The organism is Candidatus Neomarinimicrobiota bacterium, from assembly GCA_017656425.1.
In the GTDB taxonomy this organism is placed as follows: domain Bacteria; phylum Fidelibacterota; class UBA2242; order UBA2242; family B5-G15; genus JACDNV01.
On the sequence record JACDNV010000006.1, the window covers coordinates 62340 to 82349 of the forward strand.

Below are 20010 nucleotides of genomic sequence, written 5' to 3' on the forward strand. Positions count from 1 at the left end.
ATAATGAAAAATTCTCTGTTCACTATTTCCTTAATGTTTTCATTTATTTTAATGTTTACTCTTTGCTCCAGAAACCCGCTAAAAATTGTTGCCTTCGGTGATTCAATCACTGCAGGAACATACCTCAATGGGAAAAGCTGGGTTTATCACCTAGATAAGCAAAATGACAAAATCACAGTTGTAAATGCAGGCAGAAATGGTAGAAAAACCTCAGACAAACATGAATTAATTCCTGTGATTCAAAATAACAAAGACACCGATATTTTTATGATATTCCTCGGAGTAAATGATCTTAAGGATGGGAATGACTCACTTGTGGAAAATTGTGTAAATAATGTAAGCTGGATGATAGATATGCTAAAGCAATCAATACCCGATGTTAAAATCTATCTTCTATCTCCCTGCGATATAAACCTTGAAACCATGTCTGAATTAAATAAACAGAAAAAATATAATCAGAACACAAAGAATTCTTTATACAAACTGAATAAAGAATATGAAAAGCTTGCAAAAAGAAAGAAAGTAGAATTTATCTCGCTGTTAAAATCAGTATCAACGCAAAATTATACCGATGGATTGCATCCAGATTCAAATGGTCAAACGGAAATAGCAAATACAATCTGGGAAAGATTAAAATGTTGCGTAAAATAGTTGTAATTTCACCTGTATATAACGAAGAGAAGTACTTACTTGAATATTATAAAGCTATAAGAAAGAATTATTTGGGACCCATCCTGTTCGTTGACGATGGGTCTACAGATTTTTCTTCTAAAATTTTAAAAGAAATATGTAATTTAGACACCGACTGCGATTGCATCCGACACCCTTCGAGAAAAGGTTATGGAGCTGCCCTCATAACAGGCTTCAATTATTCTTTAAAAGATAAATTTAACATAGTTGTGACAGTTGATGTAGACCTGCAACATGATCCAAAATATCTACCTGTATTTATCGATAAGCTAAATGAATATGATGTTGTACTTGGTTCACGATACCTGCAGATAGGAAGCTGTCTTAATATACCCAAAGACAGATTAATAATTAATAGGTATATTTCAAGAGTCCTGGAAATAAAGCTTAATAAAAAATTTTCCGATCCCTTTTGTGGATTTCGTGGCTATAAAACCAATTTTCTTAAAAATGCTAATTTAAAAGAAAATAGCTACGGTATAGCTCTTGAAATATTATTTGAAATAGTAAGACAAAAAGTAAATTATGTGGAAATTCCCATTGAGGCTATTTATCATGATATGAATCGAAAATTCCTTGATGGGCTGGACAATCCCAGAAATAGATTATTGTACTATTTAAACATTATACAAAGAAAGCTTGAGGAAATCTATGAAAAGCAGAATAATGATAATAAGTCCACATCCAGATGATGCCGAACTGGGAATGGGAGGAAGTATTATTAAATTTATAGATCAGGGGCATGAGGTAATTGTAGTTGATATGACCAGTGGAGAGCCAACCCCCTGTGGCACCCCGAAAAAAGGAAGAAGGAGACAATGGAAGCTTCAAAGATTCTCGGTCTAAAACGGAGAATCAATCTTGGACTTGAGAACAGGTATCTTATAGACTCTAAAGAAACCAGAATAAAAGTTGCCGAACAAATAAGAATTTTCAAACCGGATATATTATTTTGCCCTTACTATCAGGACGCACACCCGGATCACATAGCAACCCATTCAATAGTAAAAAGTGCAAGATTTTACTCAAAATATACCAGAACCGATATGAGTGGTGAACCACATTATGCATCTAATTTAATTTTCTATTTTTGCACTCATCTAAGAATAAATCATCCATTCAGTTTCTTGATTGATATTTCAAAATATTTTTCCAAAAAAATAAAATCAGTCGCCTGCTACCGGTCACAATTTATAGAAAATATAAAAAACAGGGGCATATTCAGGTCAATATCTTCACAAAACAGTTACTGGGGATCTTTAATCAGAGCAAAGTTTGCTGAAGCTTTCTATTCCGAGGAAGCGCTCAAAATAGAAGATATTGACACAATCTTATGAAGAAAAAACTTCTTAAACCGCCCGATAACGACAAATCAATCTTAATGATCCCTGAATACAATATGATAAAAAACTGGTTAGCTAACTATGATAGAATAATAACAAGCCATCAGCCATACTTCTTCAATCCAGGTGTCTCACTGAAATTTTTATTTTTAGACCTTATAGAAGCTAAAAATAAGAAAATTATATTCCTTGACACTGATACAATTAAACTCGTCGTCAAAATACCAATAGATCAAACTAATACAATTGCGTTCACACTGGTAAATAGTCAGGAAATAATGGATAACTTCAAAACACCTGATATCTCATATATAAAAAAATTCCTGGTGGAAATTGAAGAGATACTTGAAAATCACACAAGTATATATAACTTCTATATCAACAATTTTAAAAGATTTAAAAATATATTTATTGAAAATTCAAAAAAATACTCGTTTTTAAAAGATGTCCTTGTCGAATCATTTCTTGAATATTACAGGATAAATCTACCTGTAGAATTTTTTAGCAATATAATTAAAAACCCTGGCTACGAAAACTTTACTGAATATATAATAAAAAACCATAATTCCTTCAGAAAGATTTTTAATGAATCATTAGATATATATAAAAAAGAATACAGGTTCAGATTTAAAAATTTTCCTTATCCAAAGCTTGATGAAAATGAGTTGCCTTTCTGGATTTTAAAAGGAAATAATAGGCAGAGATGCTTTATAAAGGACATTGATAAAGATGTAATTTTACTACCCAGAAGTGTTCTTATAACAACCTACATGAGATTATATATAACAGATATTTTCATCCATGGAACAGGCGGAGCAAATTATGAACCTCTACACGACTGGATCATCACTAAATTCTTCAAATTTTCGCCTAAACCATACTGCATTATTAGTGGCACCTTCTACATCAGTAATATTCCTTTTCGGGACATACCCTACTTCCTTATTAGTCCCGAAGAAATTAGATCTACCCTATCTTCAGTGATAAAGGAATCCAACCACTAAATAAATAATATCACCGCTTAATAAAATTAAATTGAAGATATAATTCAAATAGGTATAATTAATAATCGAATGTGAATTTGATAAAAACTGAATAATTGGAGACTAACATGAAAAAATATATATGTAAATATTACTTTACCATTACTTCTAACCGTTTTTTATTTTGCCGAAGAAATAGATGCCATTGTAGCTCACAAGACTGCAGTGGGAATTATACATCTATTCAAGAGGCACTTAACGAAGCTCCTTCAAATACCGATGATTATTATGTAATCCTTATTAAAAATGGAATATATGAGGAAAAAATATTCATCGAACGAAGCAAAATTATTTTAATTGGAGAAGGTAGAGAAGGTACTATTATAACACAATCTATTGCCAGAGCATACTGGAAGCAGGAACACAATTCTGATTGGGGTGCAGCCACCATTAATATAAAAAAACAAAGAGTATCCACCCTTGTAAATAGTTTCCAAAATTCCGGATCATATAAATACATTTTCAATGCGTATAAGAAAAATCTTAATAGTGGCATATACCTTGTATCTATTAACACTGAGATGGGCACAAAAAGCATTAAAATTCCATTTATAAAATAGGAGGGGTAAAATGCCAAGGAATCTATCAATCATTTTTATTTTAACTTTTTTCTTAAACCTCCTAGTTGGGAATGAGATAATCATTCAAGAATATGAAACTGGCTTTTGTTCTGTCGACGGCTCCATTCAGACAAGTGTCCGAGGATATACAGGTGATGGATACGCCGATACCGATAGAGGCATTGGGAAAAGCGTCAGTTGGAGTGTATATATAACAAAGGCAGGGACGTATTATCTTAAATGGAGATATGGCAATGGCGGTGGCAGTGGTGATCGTCCGGCCAAGCTACTTATAAATTTGCAAATAGCGATTGATACCGTGAACTTTGCCCATACCGGCACCTGGGATAACTGGACTATATCAGATAGCGTAAGTGTAACCTTAACAGAAGGCTACAACAATATAAGACTGGAGGCATACTCCCAAGATGGACTTGCAAATATTGACTACATCTCAATTTCTGGCGAAGGTGTACAACCAATCGATTGTGTAAATATCTATACATTGAAAGTTAGCCAGAATATTGAAGAAGGTGGTATAGTATCATATGAACCGGTCAGGGATTATTATGAAGAAGGGACAATGATCATATTAACTGCTATTCCAAACCCGGGATACTTTTTCCAGAGCTGGTCGGGTGATGTAACTTCTGCTGATAGTATTTTTTCTTTTAAAATAAACAAAAATGTCACTGTTGAAGCAATTTTTCTGCCTATCGGGACAAAACCCGACCCTGAATTAGTCGGTTATGCGACAGTACAGGATGACAATGGTACCCCATACTATACCATCGGAGGCATGTTGGGAGATAGTGTATTTGTCAATAGTATTGATCAACTCGAGTACTATCTATCACACCCTGATCCCTATATTGTATCATTCTCTGAACATTTTATAGGTGAAGGAGAAATATCTGTATCATCAAACAAAACTATAATAGGTATCGGTGATAATGCACACCTTGAGGGGATTGGTCTTTCAATAAACAGAGCTCGAAACGTAATTATAAAAAATATAAAGGTCTCCCATGTCCATCCAAAAGATGCGGTTGAAATTAATGGTGCATCTAAAAACATCTGGATTCATAAATGCAAATTCTTCTCAGATAGAGAACATGATAAGGATTATTATGATGGTCTGCTTGATATAAAAAACCAGTCATCATTCATAACGGTTTCCTGGTGCAAATTCCATGACCACTATAAAACCATTCTTATTAGTTCTGGAGATCAGCAGGTAGCTGATACCTTAATAAGAGTCACTTTCCACCATAATTATTTTTATAATTGTGAATCAAGACTACCATCGATAAGATTTGGGAAAGCCCATATATTTAATAATTATTATAAAAACTGTGGTACGGCAATTAATTCCAGGATGGGTGCATGCGTAAGAATTGAGAGGAATTACTTTTTTAACGTAGGAACAGCTGTAATGATGGCATATAGTCCAAAAAAAGGTACCGTAGAATTAATAGATAATTATTTTGGAAACAGCAACTATTCTTCAACACCATCATGTCAACTCGAAGTGCCATACGAGTATGAACACATACTCGACAATACAGAGGATATTCCAGCTTTAATTGTAGGTGATGTGGCAATTGATGATAATAATACAACCATGTTGAAACAATTAGAATTAAATGCCTACCCGAATCCCTTTAATAAGAATTTAAAAATAGAATATACTGTTCCTGAACAAATATTTGTAAAAATTGAAATCTATGATATTCTAGGTAGAAAAATTATGGATATCGTTAATGGAAAAAGGAATGCAGGAAAATATACACATATATGGAATGGTAAGAATTATTATGGCAAAGAAATAGAATCAGGAATTTACTTTATTATTTTAAACACAAACAAAAACAAAATCTATAGGAAGGTACTCTTTATAAAATAGCCCTCAAATAATAAAAACATTAATTATAAAAGGGGTCATCGATTATCTATGCCTTTTCTAAAATTTTAAGAGCTTCTTTACATCTATTCTTAATTATATTCCACTTGTGTGCCGATATATCCTCCTTTTTTGCTATCCAGGTACCGCCCACAGCCAGTACAACATTGCAAGACAGATAATCTTTCAAATTACCAGTATTTATGCCACCAGTGGGAATGAATTTAACCCCTGTATGCTTATAGGGAGCTGACATACTTTTTAAATAATTCACACCACCTGCTACCTCAGCGGGAAAAAACTTTAAAATGTTCAAACCATAACTTAAAGCTAACTCTACATCTGATGGAGTCATAACCCCGGGCATAAAATTAAATCCCAGCTTCAAAGCTTCCTCCACAACATTTCTGTTTAAACCAGGTGCCACAGCAAAGGAAGCACCACTATCAATTGCCCTCTTTAAGTTATCCACTGTTAGAACCGTCCCAGCACCAATAATCATCTCTGATCTTTCCCTCTTCAATATTTCAATAACCTTTCCTGCTGCGGCAGTTCTAAAAGTAATCTCTATGATTGGCAATCCTCCCTCAATAAGACTATCCGCAAGCGTAAGTGCATCATCTGCATTTTCAATCGCTATCACGGGTACTATTCTGTATTTTTCAATTTGCTCTTTAATATTCATTTCGCCTCCATTAACTTTTCATATCTTTCAATTTCTTCGTAAAATTTAACAGGTTTTAATTCGCTTAAAAAGTAATTATTTCTCGCAAAAAACCTTCTGATATCCTGGCATAAATCGCATTTATCGAGGTATTCATTTTTTGCTTTATAATTGTACTCAGTAGTAGCTGTCCGATACAGCCCTCTTACACCCTCTTCTAACAGAATATTAACAAGGGGATACTTATTTCTATAAAATCCATAATCTATGTCATTAAAATCTAGCCCAATTCCAGCACATAAACCCGGTATATAATTTCCATACAAATCTATATGAAAATGAGTTGTATTTAAAAGTTCTATACAGGGGCCTGATTTTTCAAGTATTTGATTTACTGAAAAACTTTTCATGTATCTCTTAAAAGTAATCCCTGCTCTACCCAGCATTTTAATCCAGTATCTCTCAGGCAATTTCATTATATAGTCCCTACCATAGAATTTTTCAAAATCTTGGAGTGAATGTTTTCCATATCCCAATTTCTCAATTTCATAATAAAACTCTATAATCCATGGTAGTATCCTTATACCCACATGATCACAAGCAATTATTAACTCCCTGACTCTTTCCAGAGGAATATATTCATTATGAAATGGACTTATTGAAATTAGAATTGTATCAACTCCAGTATCTTTTAATCCCTTTAAGATATCATAATCTCTATCAACTCCCCTAAACCATGATGCATTGGTTTCAACATATTCAACAGAAATCCCCTCCTTCTTTGCAACTTTTAAAACCCTATACAAACTTTCAGGATTCAAAAAAGGTTCCCCACCTCCAATATGCACATAATTACAACCCAAATCCTTTATTTTTCTAAATACCTTTATTTCCATTTCAATGGTCATAAAATCTTTCTCTCTAAAAGGAGATGAATTATATAAGCAATGTGCACACTGAGATAAACAGCTGTAATTTGTTATTATGCCACCAGATGTAAGGTTTTTTATTCTCATAAATACTCAGAATTTCAAAGAGAAATTTAATTTAATAGTCATAAAAGTAAGAAATAACATACTTAATATATTTTTATAGTGACAAAAACAATACATTTCGATAAATTCATCAGATTAATTTTATTTTTAAAGTTGAAAATAGAAAAATTGCAAAAAAGGAGGTGAAAAATGTCAGTTAATGTTGTAATAGGAAAGGAAGAATATTTTAAAGGTATTAAAAAGATCCAATACGAGGGACCCGATTCTAAAAATCCATTAGCATTTAAATACTATGATGAGAACAGGGTTGTTGCTGGTAAACCAATGAAAGACCATTTCAAATTTGCTATTGCCTATTGGCATTCATTCTGCGGGCAGGGACTTGACATGTTCGGAGCTCCAACCAAAGATCTTCCATGGAACCAGGCTTCCAGTCCAATGGAAGCAGCTAAAAAGAAACTTGATGCTGCGTTTGAATTCATTACAAAGCTCGGTGTGCATTACTATTGTTTCCATGATCGGGACCTGGCTCCTGAGGGAGAAAACTTGAAAGAAACAGAAAAAAATCTTAAGGAAATGGTTAAAATAGCAAAGGAAAAGCAGGAAGCCTCTGGTGTAAAACTTCTCTGGGGTACGGCAAATCTTTTTAGCCACCCGAGATATATGAATGGAGCCGCAACTAATCCCGATTTTCGCGTAGTAGCCCATGCAGCATCACAAGTACAAATGGCAATTGACGCAACAATAGAACTCGATGGCGAAAATTATGTCTTCTGGGGTGGTAGAGAAGGCTATGATACACTTCATAATACCGACATCAAAAGAGAACTCGACCATCTTGCAATTTTTCTCCAGAAAGTAAGGGATTATGGGCGCACAGCTGGTTTCAAAGGACACTTTCTAATAGAACCAAAACCAAAAGAACCAACAAAACACCAATACGACTATGATGTGTCAACTGTCATTGGATTTATTAAACAAAATGGCCTCGAAAAAGATTTTAGATTAAACATTGAAAACAATCACGCAACCCTTGCAATGCATACATTTACCCATGAAGTACTTCTTGCCTGTGAACATGATCTTCTTGGTGGACTCGATATAAACCAGGGCGACCTATTCCTGGGTTGGGATACCGATGAATTCCTGCATGATTTATATCAGGCTACAGAATTAATGCTTATACTATTACAGCACGGTGGAATGAAAGTGGGTGGTATGAATTTCGATGCTAAAACAAGAAGAAACTCAACTGACCTTGAAGACCTGTTTATCGCTCATATCTCATCGATGGATACCCTTGCAAGAGGACTTTTAATCGCTAATGAAATCCTTGAGAAATCAGACTATCTAAAAATGAGAAAAGAGAGATATGCAAGCTTTGATTCTGGCGATGGTGCAAAATTTGAAAAAGGTGAACTCAGCCTACCAGAGATCGCAAAACTGGCTTATGAATATGGCGAGCCTGAACTAATAAGCGGGAAACAGGAGCTGTTCGAGGCTTTAATAAACATGTATATTAAATAGGATCACCCTTAAAAAATATAGGGGGTTAAAATGAAATTATTCGCTGGACTAGATGTGTCAACACAGGGTTGTAAACTGGTAATAATAGATACAGATTTATCCAAAGTGGTATTCGTTACAAACATTAATTACGATAATGATCTTCCACAATATAACACTAAAAATGGAGTAATACAGGGATTACCAGAGGGATGTTCAGAATCAGACCCAAATATGTGGATCGATGCAGTGAATATGACTTTTCAGAGAGCAAAAGAAGCTGGAATAACTATGAACGAAATTAGATGCATTTCTGTCAGTGGACAACAGCATGGACTGGTTGCACTTGATAAGGATGGAAATCTTTCCAGACCCAGGTCAAAGCTGTGGAACGATTTCTCAACACTTGAAGAGTGCGAAATACTTACCGAGAAGGTCGGTGGTCTGGAAGAAATGATAAAAGAAGTTGGAAACAGTCAGAGGACGGGCTATACAGCCTCTAAAATATTCCATATGGTAAGACATGAACCGGAAAACTTTAGGAAGTCCACAATACTATTTCTGGTTCACAATTTTATAAATTATTATCTAACAGGTGGCGTAGCGGTGATGGAACCTGGTGATACATCCGGCACTGCTTTATGGAATCCTGCTACAGGTAAATGGTCTGATAAAGTAATAAACGCTATCTCACCAGACCTGAAGGAAAAGCTCCCACCTGTAAAACCTTCCGATCAGACAATTGGAAATATATCAAAGGAACTCGTTGTAAAATTTGGATTTTCACCTAATTGCAGGATAGATGCAGGTTCAGGCGATAACATGTATGGTGCAATAGGCACAGGTAATGTTGAGCCAGGAATAGTGACTGTAAGCCTCGGAACAAGTGGTACAGCTTATACCTTTATGGAAAAGCCCTATATCGACCCTACAGGAGAAATAGCCGCCTTTTGTGACAGCACAGGACATTATCTTCCACTATTATGTGTATCCAATATGGCAAATGGTTATAACGAAATAATTGAAACACAAAAGATAAACCATGATGAGTTCGATGAACTTGTTAATAAAACAAAACCCGGTAATAATGGAAAAGTATTAATACCCTGGTATATGGGTGAAAGAACTCCAGATGTACCACTTGCTTCTCCAATTTATATGGGATTTAAATTATCAGAGTTCACTATTGAAAATCTATGCCGTGCAGTTCTGGAAGGTCATGTATTGAATCTCTACGATGGTTTTAAGAGAATGCCAGTCGAAGTGAAAGAAATAAGACTCACAGGTGGATTATCGCGATCCCACTCCTGGTGCCAGATGATCGCAGACATTTTTGAAGCAGAGACTGTTCCCGTCGAGGGAGAAGGAGCTGCTCTCGGCGCTGCACTACATGCCGCATGGGTCTGGACAAAAGAGAATGAAAAACCTATATCTATCAAAGAAATTGTAAAACCTTTTGTAAAATTCGATGAATCCAGAAGGAAGAAACCTATAAATGAAAATATCCCAGTATATCGAATTATGAAGGATTTATTCAGCTCACTGAGTAAAAGAGTGCGAGGGCTAGAAGCCGAAGACCCGTTTAGACTAAGAGCCAAGCTGGTTAGGAGCTAAATAACAAGTTCAACGTATAAAAAGCCCCCAAATTCTGGGTGCTTTCTTATTTTTTAATAAATATCAAAGAAAACCGTACAAATGTTAATCTAAATCAATTCTTATTATATTAATTGATAATGGAGATATGGTTACAACACTACTTCTCACATCTATAATTTTTTCCTTTATATCCACCCTCATTGGTTTTCCTGGCTCATTATATGCCATCGGGTCGTCATTCTGTATATACCAGACTTTAGCCTCTTTTTTAATTTCCCTATCTCCAAGATTTATCGTTACTTCTTTCTCATTAAATGTTGGATTTACTATACCTATTGTGAGGTATTTTCTATTTTTACCAAGTGCTGCAAAAACATCAAGCTTATCATCATTGCACTTAATTCCAACGGGGACTTTACCAAAAACATTTCGATAAAGTTTTAAGACAATCCCCGTAGCTGCAAATGTTGCGTTCGTCTTCGTTGTCTTTATACAACCGATAACATTTACTGTCTGAGCATAATTTGCCATATAATATACATCATTGTTTCTGAAAAACTCATGAAGTGCTCTTGCCACACCCAAAGCATCTTTCATATGGTATCGACACCCAAGCTCACCATATATATAATCCCCATACCAGTAGTTCCATTCGTCCATAGCTATCATAATCTTTTTCCCACCCAGTATATCTTTATAGTATTTCCTGTATTGCTCAGCCACTCTTCTGATATTATCTGCAAGCTGGCTTGCATGTTCTATAACGTCTTTCTTCTCCTTACAATATATATGCTCACTCATCAAATCCATAAATTTATTACATGTTCTTAGCATTCCCTCAGTCCATTCACCTACATTCCCCACAGCCACAAGCTCTGCCTCCGGATCAACTGACCACATTGCTTTGGCTACAGCAATGTGCTTCAATAAATATTTCTCCAGCGGCATGTGTCCAAGTTGCCATGAGCCATACATCTCGTTACCAACAGCCCAGTACCTTACATTATAAGGGTTCAAATGGCCATTCTTTGCCCTCAGCTTTCCAAAATAAGTGCTGGTATCTCCATTTATATATTCCACCTCCTCCACCACCTCTTCTGGTGTACCAAGACCTGTATTCACTGCAACGTAAGGTTCTGCATTCAATATTTCCATCAGTTCCATAAACTCGTGTATTCCAACATCATTTGGTTCAATACCTCTCCAGGCTGGATTTTTTCTTGGAGGTCTTTTATCTCTATTCCCAATTCCATCTTTCCAGTTATAACCACTCACAAAATTTCCACCCGGCCATCTATATACTGGTGCATTAAGTTCTTTCAACAGATCTACAACATCTCTTCTCCAACCATTTATATTGTCAGCTGGCATCAGTGAAAGAGTCCCTATTTTAAACCAACCTTTACCATTCGATATAATTTCAACTTTTACGTTATCATCAGAAGCTGGAGATATGAAGGAAAAATCATATTTAACCCATCTATCACTGATTTTTTTGAAAGCTTCCTCAATTTTCTCGCCATTTGAATAAACAAATCTTACAATAACTGGTTTAGCTTTCTTATCCCCACATAAGTAAATATATCCTTTGTACTTCCTCCCTTCGACCAATGCTATTTCATACTGCCGAATACCCCTTTCCTTCTTATCACCATCAAGTATCACTTTTGGACTATGTTTACCTGTAAACGGCTTAACAGTATCCATCATTACCGTTCCTTTTGGACCAATTACTTCCCATGGAGAAGCTCCCATAAACCTGAACTTACCTGCATTCCAGAATGGATCCTCGTCATATCTCCATGGATTATATTCATCTTTAATGGGATAATAAAATTTCCTATCCTGGATCATTTCTGCCCATATTCCATTGTAGATACAATTTCCCAGGTGTTCAATGAACTGTCCATAAATGTACTTTGATATTTCCCCTTTTTCTTCTTCTAAATTAATATTTACTTTAACCTCTGGAATAATGAAACTAAACAGTCCAATTAAAATAATTAATACACTTAATGTTTTTCTCATCTTTTGTCCCCCCAATGCCAGTTATTGGTTTAATAAATTAACCTGTTTGCCACATAAAATTCATCTAATTATCACCAATCAAATTAGATTGCATGCTTCCATTTAATATTTTAATATTAAAAATCCATCTCATTTCAAATACAATATCTTTTTTATCTCCCTCAACTCAATATTCTTTAACATACAAAAATATAATCCACTTTCAACAGTCTCACCTCTAAAATTACTACCATCCCAGATTACAATATACTCCCCGGGAAAAACTTCTCCGGAAAATAAATTTTTTACCCTCTTCCCGGTAATATCAAAAATTTCAAGTTCGATATTTGTTTTAATCGACACTTCGAATTTTATATATGTTTTTTTATTAAAGGGATTCGGAAAGTTTTGAATCAACTTAATTTCATAGGAATTTCCATTTTGTAGTCTTATAAAGCTTAAAGAAGGTGTTTTAAACAGACTAAATTTGGTATAAGTAGTATCTATTCCATCAGTTGCTAATACCCTCCAGTGGTAGGTTGTATTATATTCCAGTATACCTGAACCATCAAATGAATATTCAGTTCCATTTATTCCAGTCATCATTGTATCAATATTAGAACCACTGATATTCAATATATACTCAACACTATCCCTATCCGGATCAATTGCCTCCGTCCAACTAAAATAAACATTCATGGATGGTAACGTCATCCCATAGACTGGAAATTTTAATGAAAAAGGAGAAGGAGCATAGTTTATTATAATGTTGGTTTCTTCTGCATCAAATGAAAACCTATTTGTAGTTAACCCTTTCCCATCTATCCATATTTCAAAACCAACTTCTGCAGCAACAAAATACCAATCAGAATACATATATCCACGACTTGTAGCATCTCTAATAAAATCTAAAAGATCAATATCCAAGGTATCTATTGGATTTACAGTCTTATATGCTATGTAATTCCATCCTGCCCAATTTTCTCTCCTGGCAAAATACAAATCCCATTTATGATCTGCAATATCAACCGAAGTAACTTTAGTTCCACTAGGACCAGCACCACCGCCATAGTCTATCCAAATCATTAATTCTGCATCATACTTTTTATCAGATCCAGACCAAATTTCATCCTTATCAAACCATCCATCAAATGCAGCATTCCAAGTACCATCTACATATCTGGTATCTATTATCCATGTAATTGGAGCTTCTTTTATTTTCTTTATTTGAATAGATAAAGGATTATTCTTTCCTGTACAACTTCCCCAATGACAGCCCTTAAAAATTGCAGGATAGGCTGCAGGGGTACCTCCCGTATTATTATGCTCGGAATAAATGACCCTAAAATAAGTGCTATCCTCATAGAACTTAACGCACTGCTTCGTCTTCGCACCCCAGACATTGTTCATTATAATGTATTCACCACCCATTACTGGTATCGCTGTTTGCTCTCCATCACTACAAAGTTGAATTTGAGCACTGAGCAAATTATTACAAAGAAAAATTAAGCTAAATATTTCTATATTTGTTAATAACTTTACTCATTCACCATAAACACTTTTAGAGACCTCTTGAAATTAACCCCATCTATTTTTAAAAAGTAAACACCTGTTGGAATCGAATTATCAGAAATTTTTATATTATAATTCATTCTTAAATCATTTTTTATTACGGTACTATAAAATAATTCCTGCCCAAGTAAATTATACAATTTAATTTCTAATTTACCTGTATATCCATTTTGTATTACCAGATTCATATCATTAACTGAAGGATTAGGGTATACAAAAATACTCTCATCTGGCATTTTATAATTCATCTTTATACCAGTTTGTTTACCAATTAATTTAGCGGTTCCAAACAAGTCGGCATTTATCCAATGATTATTCGAGTCCTCTCTTGCAACCCAGACAGAACCAAAAAAATTATCTCTCTTTTTAGGGAACTCATTAGGATCATCATTTTCACAGTATGCCACCGATAAACCGAATATTTTCCCTTCGCACAGCTTCACCCTCGAATCTTCAGGATTAGAATGTTCATAAGTATCATCATACACTTTTAATGAGAATTCTCTTGTGTACAGATTCCCTTGCCTTCTCAATGCAAATTCAGGAAAATGATCTGCATAATTGGGATCTTCTCTATGACTCCAGTCTGTACCTGCAATATCAGAAACAACTTTTTCATAATTAACACCACCATCATCAGGAAATTTTGAAAATATGTGATACGCAAAAGCGTTTTCTGCATTTGTTCCCCACTCTTCGCCAAAAGAACCTATGCCATCAAAAACATGTAATCCACCAGATTTATCTTCATCAATAAAAACCTCCAGTACATCGTAATTATAGATGCCCTGGACATTGTTTAAATCCAATCCTCCTACAGCTATATCATCATAAATCTCAACCAAGAAATATAGTAAATTTTCCTCCTCAGACCACATTATTTTATATCGACCCCAGTAGTCAGAGGAATCAACCTCAGCATTATATGGCATCCACACCTGATCAATCGGCTGCCATTTTGCATTTCTCCAGCACTCATCGTTCCCATAGCCATCAACTATCGGTGGCATACTAGCCATATATACCATAACTGTATCATCCTGAGCAGAAAACACTACCGCACTAAACAACGCTAAGATAAATAAAATTTTTCCCAAATTCATATCATTTACTCCAATAAATTTTCACTGCAATAGTAATTTCATATAACATACTTAATGAACTAAAAGATCATTTACTGCATTAGCTAGAAAGATATATACAGAGCAGGTACTAATCACATACTCATTTTCTCCCCATAAAAATGGCCAGTCCTCTTTATTTTCAGGAAAATCAGGTTTTAGCATTAAAACTCCAGGGACAACCCCTCCGGCAATAAAGGAAAAATCCGCTCTATTACCACCATAAGCTACTTTCTTCGATTTTACTCCAACAGCTGAAACAAATGAAAGATTTGAATATGGATGCATTCCAAGAACATAATTCAAAGATCGGATAGTATAATTTGGGGATAATAAATCCGGAAAAGCTTTATAAACATGATAGCAGGTAGTTCCCCACTCCATTAGTTCATGATTTCCTGCCCAGGGTCTAAAACCAATTAGTACACCAAAAGGATTTTCTTCTTTAAAATCTTCGCAATACCTACTAAACTTCTCAATATATGATATAAGCTTTTCTTTATATTCACCACTAAAAAAAGGTATAGCTCTAACTGCTATCCCTATATTTGAATTCAATGCTGAGTCAAGAGCTACCCATACCAATTTTTCAAATCTATCAAGATATTGCTTATCCTCTGTGGTCTTATATAACTCAAAAGCAGCCCTTAGTTCATTATTTATCATATATATCCTGTATCTCCTATACCATGGATGTGGAGATTCTGAAATGACATCCCATCCCGTTTCTTCATGCTGACTTATCCATGCACTTTTTGCAATACTTATACATTGTGCTGCTAATTCATCATTGAAATCCTTTAATGCTCTATAAGCAGCAGCTAAAGCAGCTATTGTATGGTAATTTAATGCTGGGTCTTTATTTGTAAAAACCCATCTATCATCCATATTCCCGCTTCTATTACATTTAACTTCACCAGGCGCAAGAGTTGAGTCATACATTAACCCATCAGTAATAGAATGAGCATCTCCCAGATGTGTATACTGATGCAAATTACCTACAACTATCCCCCTTACAGCATGTCCAATATTTTTCATCTGAGCAACAAGCTGCAACGTTCCATGTTCTATTTGCTGAAGTATGTCAGGCTTACCATCAGGTCTGTGAATATCCACATATCTATTTTTTTGGTCAATATATGTTTGATCATAGTCAACTTTAAAAATTTCCCATGTATCTACAAAATTCAAAATTGCCGTACAATGGTGACCAGTCTGTATATCAAAATCACCAGCATCAAACCATCCACCTACATTCAATCCAGGTATACGTTCAAAAGGTTTATACTTGGTGTCTGTAGTATCCCGCATAAAGTAGCCGTCGAAATGTACATGGTTTATTGGTGCCTGTAATGCATCATCCATATAGGGCAATCCATGCCATACCCGATACGCTTCGTTTACAAACATATGATCCATTTGTACGGGGAAAAAGATCCCGAGCGTTGGCTCCCAGATTTTTTTATAAACGTCTCTTGAAATTGGAAAAGGATTTGTAGTGTATTTACCATACCTAATTATAAATAGCCCTGTATCCTGTACCTCAGAAAAATCAAATATACCGTATCTATATCGTAAAAATAATCCCCACTCTTTCACATCTTTTTTAAATACCTTCTTATGAGTTCCATCAGGATTAATTTTGTAAAGTACAGCACTCTTTAATACTTTATCATCTTTATCATGCTCAATCACTGCAATTTTTTCCTGTAGTGGATGATAACCAACCTGAGAAAAGGTTATGTTTGGTTCTCTCTTCCACTTTTTCACTGTATTTGCCCAGAGTGTCCATTTTACTACTTCCCCGGTTTTTTCCGCTGGAAGTACTGTCCTTACAACAAACCATCCATTTTGAGCCAGATTTCTGCCGTCATATAACATCAATTTACCTTTTTCAGATTTTATTCTAATGTGACGATATGGATCTTCAGGAGCGATAACCAATTCATTTCCAACAGCTATTGGTAAAGGTTCAATAAATTCCCCTCTTCCTCTATCATCAAAAGTAGAATGCCCAGCAAACTGACGGATTTTTTCCCTGATAGGTTTTACAACTGTAGGACCTGTTGGATACAGTGGAAATATCCCGGGTTCATTATCCATTAAAAATGTCTTTTCAAAATACGCAGATGGTAAAAATTCAAGGTTTAAGCCGGCATGACCCACCAATCTTTCTGGTAACGGTTCATCAAGATACACCATAATTTTTACCGACTCACCTTCCGACTTGACAACTATTCTTGGGTGAAAATCAAACTGCTCATAACATAACACAACTTCAATACTATTTTCATCACGATTAACTATCCTCTTCTCCACCCTTGGTATTAAATCCCACTGTTCCGGTGTAGGCTGAAGCCTTACCCCTCCTCCTTGAGCAACTCTAACACCATGGTGAATAATTTCTATTCCTGCTGTCTTTTCATCAAAAAAATAGCCTGTATATCGATTGCTAAAGACAAGGATGTTTAATCCCGGTTTTTCAAAATATCCGAGATTATTAATAATTAAATCCTGGCTAAAAACATTTAAAGCAATGATAAAAATAATAACAACAAGAGTCAGAAATTCTACCTTTTTACCAATCCCTTTCCTTTCTAACATACTCCCTCCGTTATAATTTTTTTACTAAAGCTAATAAAAACACTATCATATAAAAACACAATCCGGCTATAAAAGCATGCGTATAGCCATAAACCATTGAAACTGACATTCCAAGTACTGAACCAAAAACTGACATACCTCCGTTTATTCCATACATCCATGGAATTAATCCCACTTGATTCCTTTTATTTAAAATTCTTATAGCTGTAGGGAATGGTGTACCAAGCAAAAAGCCAAGTGGAAACACCAATGTAAAGATCATTAATATTCTCAAAATTAGTGGCAATTTTATCATCGAATAAATCATTGGTATTATAAATGTAGATAACAATACTCCATATAAAACAATTATTAGACTGGCAATTGATATCCTTTTACCATAACCCATCTTAAATAATTTCTCATTACAGTAACTTCCTATTCCCATACTTATTAGAAGAGCGGCCAATAATATCACAAGAGAAATCGTTGGTGAACCCAGAAATAATATTAACTTCTGGAATAGCGATAACTCCAAAAGCATGAAACCAGCACCAAGCGAAATAAAAATAACTAAAACATCCCAGTAAACACTTTTGTGAGCAGACGAACTATTTTTCAAGGAACCCAATTTCAAAAAAACAATTGGGATTACGACTAACAATAAATTGAAAATAGATACACTAATTAGCAATAATTTTAAATCTTCTGGTATGCTCTTCTCTATATTATAGAAATATGGTTTATCATCATTACACGGTAAAATATTATATTTATAATTTTCAATAAAACTCTTTAGATAAATCCGTCCCTCTTTTAATCCTTCCAATAATTTAAAATAAATAGATTTGACATCACCACCATAATACGGTAGATAAATAAAGTTTGCAAAATAATTAGGGTAGATTCGCCTATTCTCAACCCACATATCCGCTTCGGTCTTGCTAAATGGCTTCTTTTTTACCACAACAGTTGGAGCGTCAAATCCCTTTATTATAGAAATATAATAGGGAATATATCTAGTACTAACGCCAAACTCTTTAAAAACCTCTGCCAAAGAGGTAATAATACGTAAAACCTCATGTTCATTATGTAAGGTAAATATCAACATACCTTCTTCAGATGCTATTTTAAAATAATCCTTAATTGCTTCTTTTGTTAATAAAAAATTCTCATTAGCTGCATATACCTCAATATTCTGAGCCTGTTCTGTAGAGGGAAGCGCTAATACTATTATATCATATTTCTTACCAACTCTTTTAACATAATGTCTACCTTCGGTTATATATATATTAACATTTGGAAAATACGAATATATCCCGCCATTATAATCGGAATAATCCTTAACTATCTCAACGAAATCTGGATTTATTTCAACGCAATCTATTTTCTTCACACGATTAAGTAAACCGATTAAAACTTCTTTTCCACCTCCTGGACCTATTACCAACATATTGTCTCTTTGATTTTCCTGCGATAACAATATGGGCATTGCTGTAGAATGCGAAAATAACAGATTTATTAACTCAGGATTTGGATTGGTTATATTACCATCAAAATTATACATTCTCGTACCCGCCGCACCATCAACAAAAAGGTGCATCAACAAATTCTGATGACTATATCTAACTAAATCCGATCGTCCGTATATGCTCCATCGAGATTCAATAATTTCTCTATATACATGTTCACCAGGATAGGCATAATAGAAATCTTTTTCAGGAAATTTCCCTATTTGTACTTCACCAATCAAAACCCTTTGACCGTTTATAAACAAAAAAGTTGCTAATATCCCTATCACAAAATATGTTACTAATACCTCTTTCCAGTTATTTAAAATAAAAAACTCCATAGGGATAAAAATTATTAATATCGAAAAGAGCAGACCATTCGGTCCCCCCATCTCATTCAAGAAGAGGACCGATAGAAAAGCCCCAGACGATGCCCCGATAAGATCAAAAGCATAGATTAGAAAACTATTTTTACTAAAACTCTTAAAAACTATTGAATTGATTATACCACCTGCAAAAAATGGAAAAGACAATATCAAAAAATATAGATAAATATTACTTGTAAGTTTAAAACGTATAAATATTAGGATAAAAATTAGAAGAGAAAAAATCTGAAAAATAAAACTACTAATAATCCATTTTTTAATCGAAACAGCTGTGTTTGCTTTAAATCTGTAAAAAACAAAAATGCTTCCACATGTCAATCCCAGCACTGCAAGAGAAATTATTATGAATACATAATTATAAACAAAAATAACAGAAGTTATTCTTGTAGCTATTATTTCGAAACTTAAGATAAAAAGAGAGTTAAAAAAAACCGCTATTAAATAATTTAGATTTAGCTTCTCACTGCTTTTTTTGCTCATAAAAAATTCTAAGTATCTCCCCTATCATTTCGTTAAACACTTTATTATTA

The 20010-nt window shown here is 34.4% G+C and carries 16 protein-coding genes; 9 read left to right on the forward strand and 7 right to left on the reverse strand.

The features are described from left to right. Positions 1 to 3 precede the first annotated feature (3 nt). From H0Z29_05640 to H0Z29_05670, 7 genes are all read left to right on the forward strand, one after another. A complete protein-coding gene (locus H0Z29_05640; GenBank protein MBO8130984.1) occupies positions 4 to 651 on the forward strand; it encodes an SGNH/GDSL hydrolase family protein in 648 nt (215 codons plus the stop codon). Further along, positions 636 to 1382, forward strand: a complete 747-nt coding sequence (locus H0Z29_05645) for a glycosyltransferase family 2 protein (protein MBO8130985.1) — start codon at positions 636 to 638, stop codon at positions 1380 to 1382. The genes H0Z29_05640 and H0Z29_05645 overlap by 16 nt, the downstream gene beginning before the upstream one ends. Next, positions 1342 to 1536 carry a PIG-L family deacetylase gene (locus H0Z29_05650; protein ID MBO8130986.1) on the forward strand — a complete coding sequence of 65 codons (195 nt, stop codon included), beginning with the start codon at positions 1342 to 1344 and terminating at the stop codon, positions 1534 to 1536. Before H0Z29_05645 ends, H0Z29_05650 begins: the two co-directional genes overlap by 41 nt. Further along, positions 1509 to 2027 (forward strand): PIG-L family deacetylase, encoded by a 519-nt coding sequence (locus tag H0Z29_05655; protein MBO8130987.1) that lies wholly within the window; start codon positions 1509 to 1511, stop codon positions 2025 to 2027. The genes H0Z29_05650 and H0Z29_05655 overlap by 28 nt, the downstream gene beginning before the upstream one ends. Further along, positions 2024 to 3037: a hypothetical protein gene (locus H0Z29_05660; protein ID MBO8130988.1), complete on the forward strand. Its 1014-nt coding sequence runs from the start codon at positions 2024 to 2026 to the stop codon at positions 3035 to 3037. Before H0Z29_05655 ends, H0Z29_05660 begins: the two co-directional genes overlap by 4 nt. Positions 3038 to 3144: 107 nt before the next feature. Further along, the gene (locus tag H0Z29_05665; protein MBO8130989.1) at positions 3145 to 3636 is read left to right on the forward strand and encodes a hypothetical protein; all 492 of its coding nucleotides are present in this window, start codon (positions 3145 to 3147) and stop codon (positions 3634 to 3636) included. Between the two features lie 10 nt (positions 3637 to 3646). Then, the gene (locus H0Z29_05670) at positions 3647 to 5542 is read left to right on the forward strand and encodes a T9SS type A sorting domain-containing protein (protein ID MBO8130990.1); all 1896 of its coding nucleotides are present in this window, start codon (positions 3647 to 3649) and stop codon (positions 5540 to 5542) included. A 46-nt stretch (positions 5543 to 5588) separates the two neighbouring features. Here H0Z29_05670 and eda read toward each other — a convergent pair whose 3' ends face one another. After that, on the reverse strand, positions 5589 to 6224 hold the full coding sequence (gene eda, locus H0Z29_05675) for a bifunctional 4-hydroxy-2-oxoglutarate aldolase/2-dehydro-3-deoxy-phosphogluconate aldolase (GenBank protein MBO8130991.1): 636 nt from the start codon (positions 6222 to 6224) through the stop codon (positions 5589 to 5591). Continuing rightward, positions 6221 to 7219 carry a radical SAM protein gene (locus H0Z29_05680; GenBank protein MBO8130992.1) on the reverse strand — a complete coding sequence of 333 codons (999 nt, stop codon included), beginning with the start codon at positions 7217 to 7219 and terminating at the stop codon, positions 6221 to 6223. Before H0Z29_05680 ends, eda begins: the two co-directional genes overlap by 4 nt. A gap of 168 nt (positions 7220 to 7387) precedes the next feature. Here H0Z29_05680 and xylA point away from each other — a divergent pair, with 168 nt between their 5' ends. Then, positions 7388 to 8725: a xylose isomerase gene (gene xylA, locus H0Z29_05685; protein ID MBO8130993.1), complete on the forward strand. Its 1338-nt coding sequence runs from the start codon at positions 7388 to 7390 to the stop codon at positions 8723 to 8725. A 30-nt stretch (positions 8726 to 8755) separates the two neighbouring features. After that, complete coding sequence (xylB, locus tag H0Z29_05690) at positions 8756 to 10318, forward strand: xylulokinase (GenBank protein MBO8130994.1); 1563 nt, start codon at positions 8756 to 8758, stop codon at positions 10316 to 10318. 84 nt (positions 10319 to 10402) lie between these two features. On the opposite strand, the gene H0Z29_05695 is transcribed toward xylB, so the two are convergent. From H0Z29_05695 to H0Z29_05715, 5 genes are all read right to left on the reverse strand, one after another. Continuing rightward, the gene (locus tag H0Z29_05695; GenBank protein ID MBO8130995.1) at positions 10403 to 12328 is read right to left on the reverse strand and encodes an alpha-N-arabinofuranosidase; all 1926 of its coding nucleotides are present in this window, start codon (positions 12326 to 12328) and stop codon (positions 10403 to 10405) included. A 129-nt stretch (positions 12329 to 12457) separates the two neighbouring features. Next, positions 12458 to 13738 (reverse strand): T9SS type A sorting domain-containing protein, encoded by a 1281-nt coding sequence (locus H0Z29_05700; protein ID MBO8130996.1) that lies wholly within the window; start codon positions 13736 to 13738, stop codon positions 12458 to 12460. Positions 13739 to 13845: 107 nt separating this feature from the next. Then, a complete protein-coding gene (locus tag H0Z29_05705) occupies positions 13846 to 14982 on the reverse strand; it encodes a T9SS type A sorting domain-containing protein (GenBank protein ID MBO8130997.1) in 1137 nt (378 codons plus the stop codon). Between the two features lie 51 nt (positions 14983 to 15033). After that, positions 15034 to 17604, reverse strand: a complete 2571-nt coding sequence (locus H0Z29_05710; GenBank protein ID MBO8130998.1) for a glycoside hydrolase family 9 protein — start codon at positions 17602 to 17604, stop codon at positions 15034 to 15036. Positions 17605 to 17614: 10 nt separating this feature from the next. Continuing rightward, entirely contained in the window at positions 17615 to 19960 is a 2346-nt protein-coding gene (locus tag H0Z29_05715; protein ID MBO8130999.1) for a hypothetical protein, read from the reverse strand. Positions 19961 to 20010: the final 50 nt, after the last annotated feature.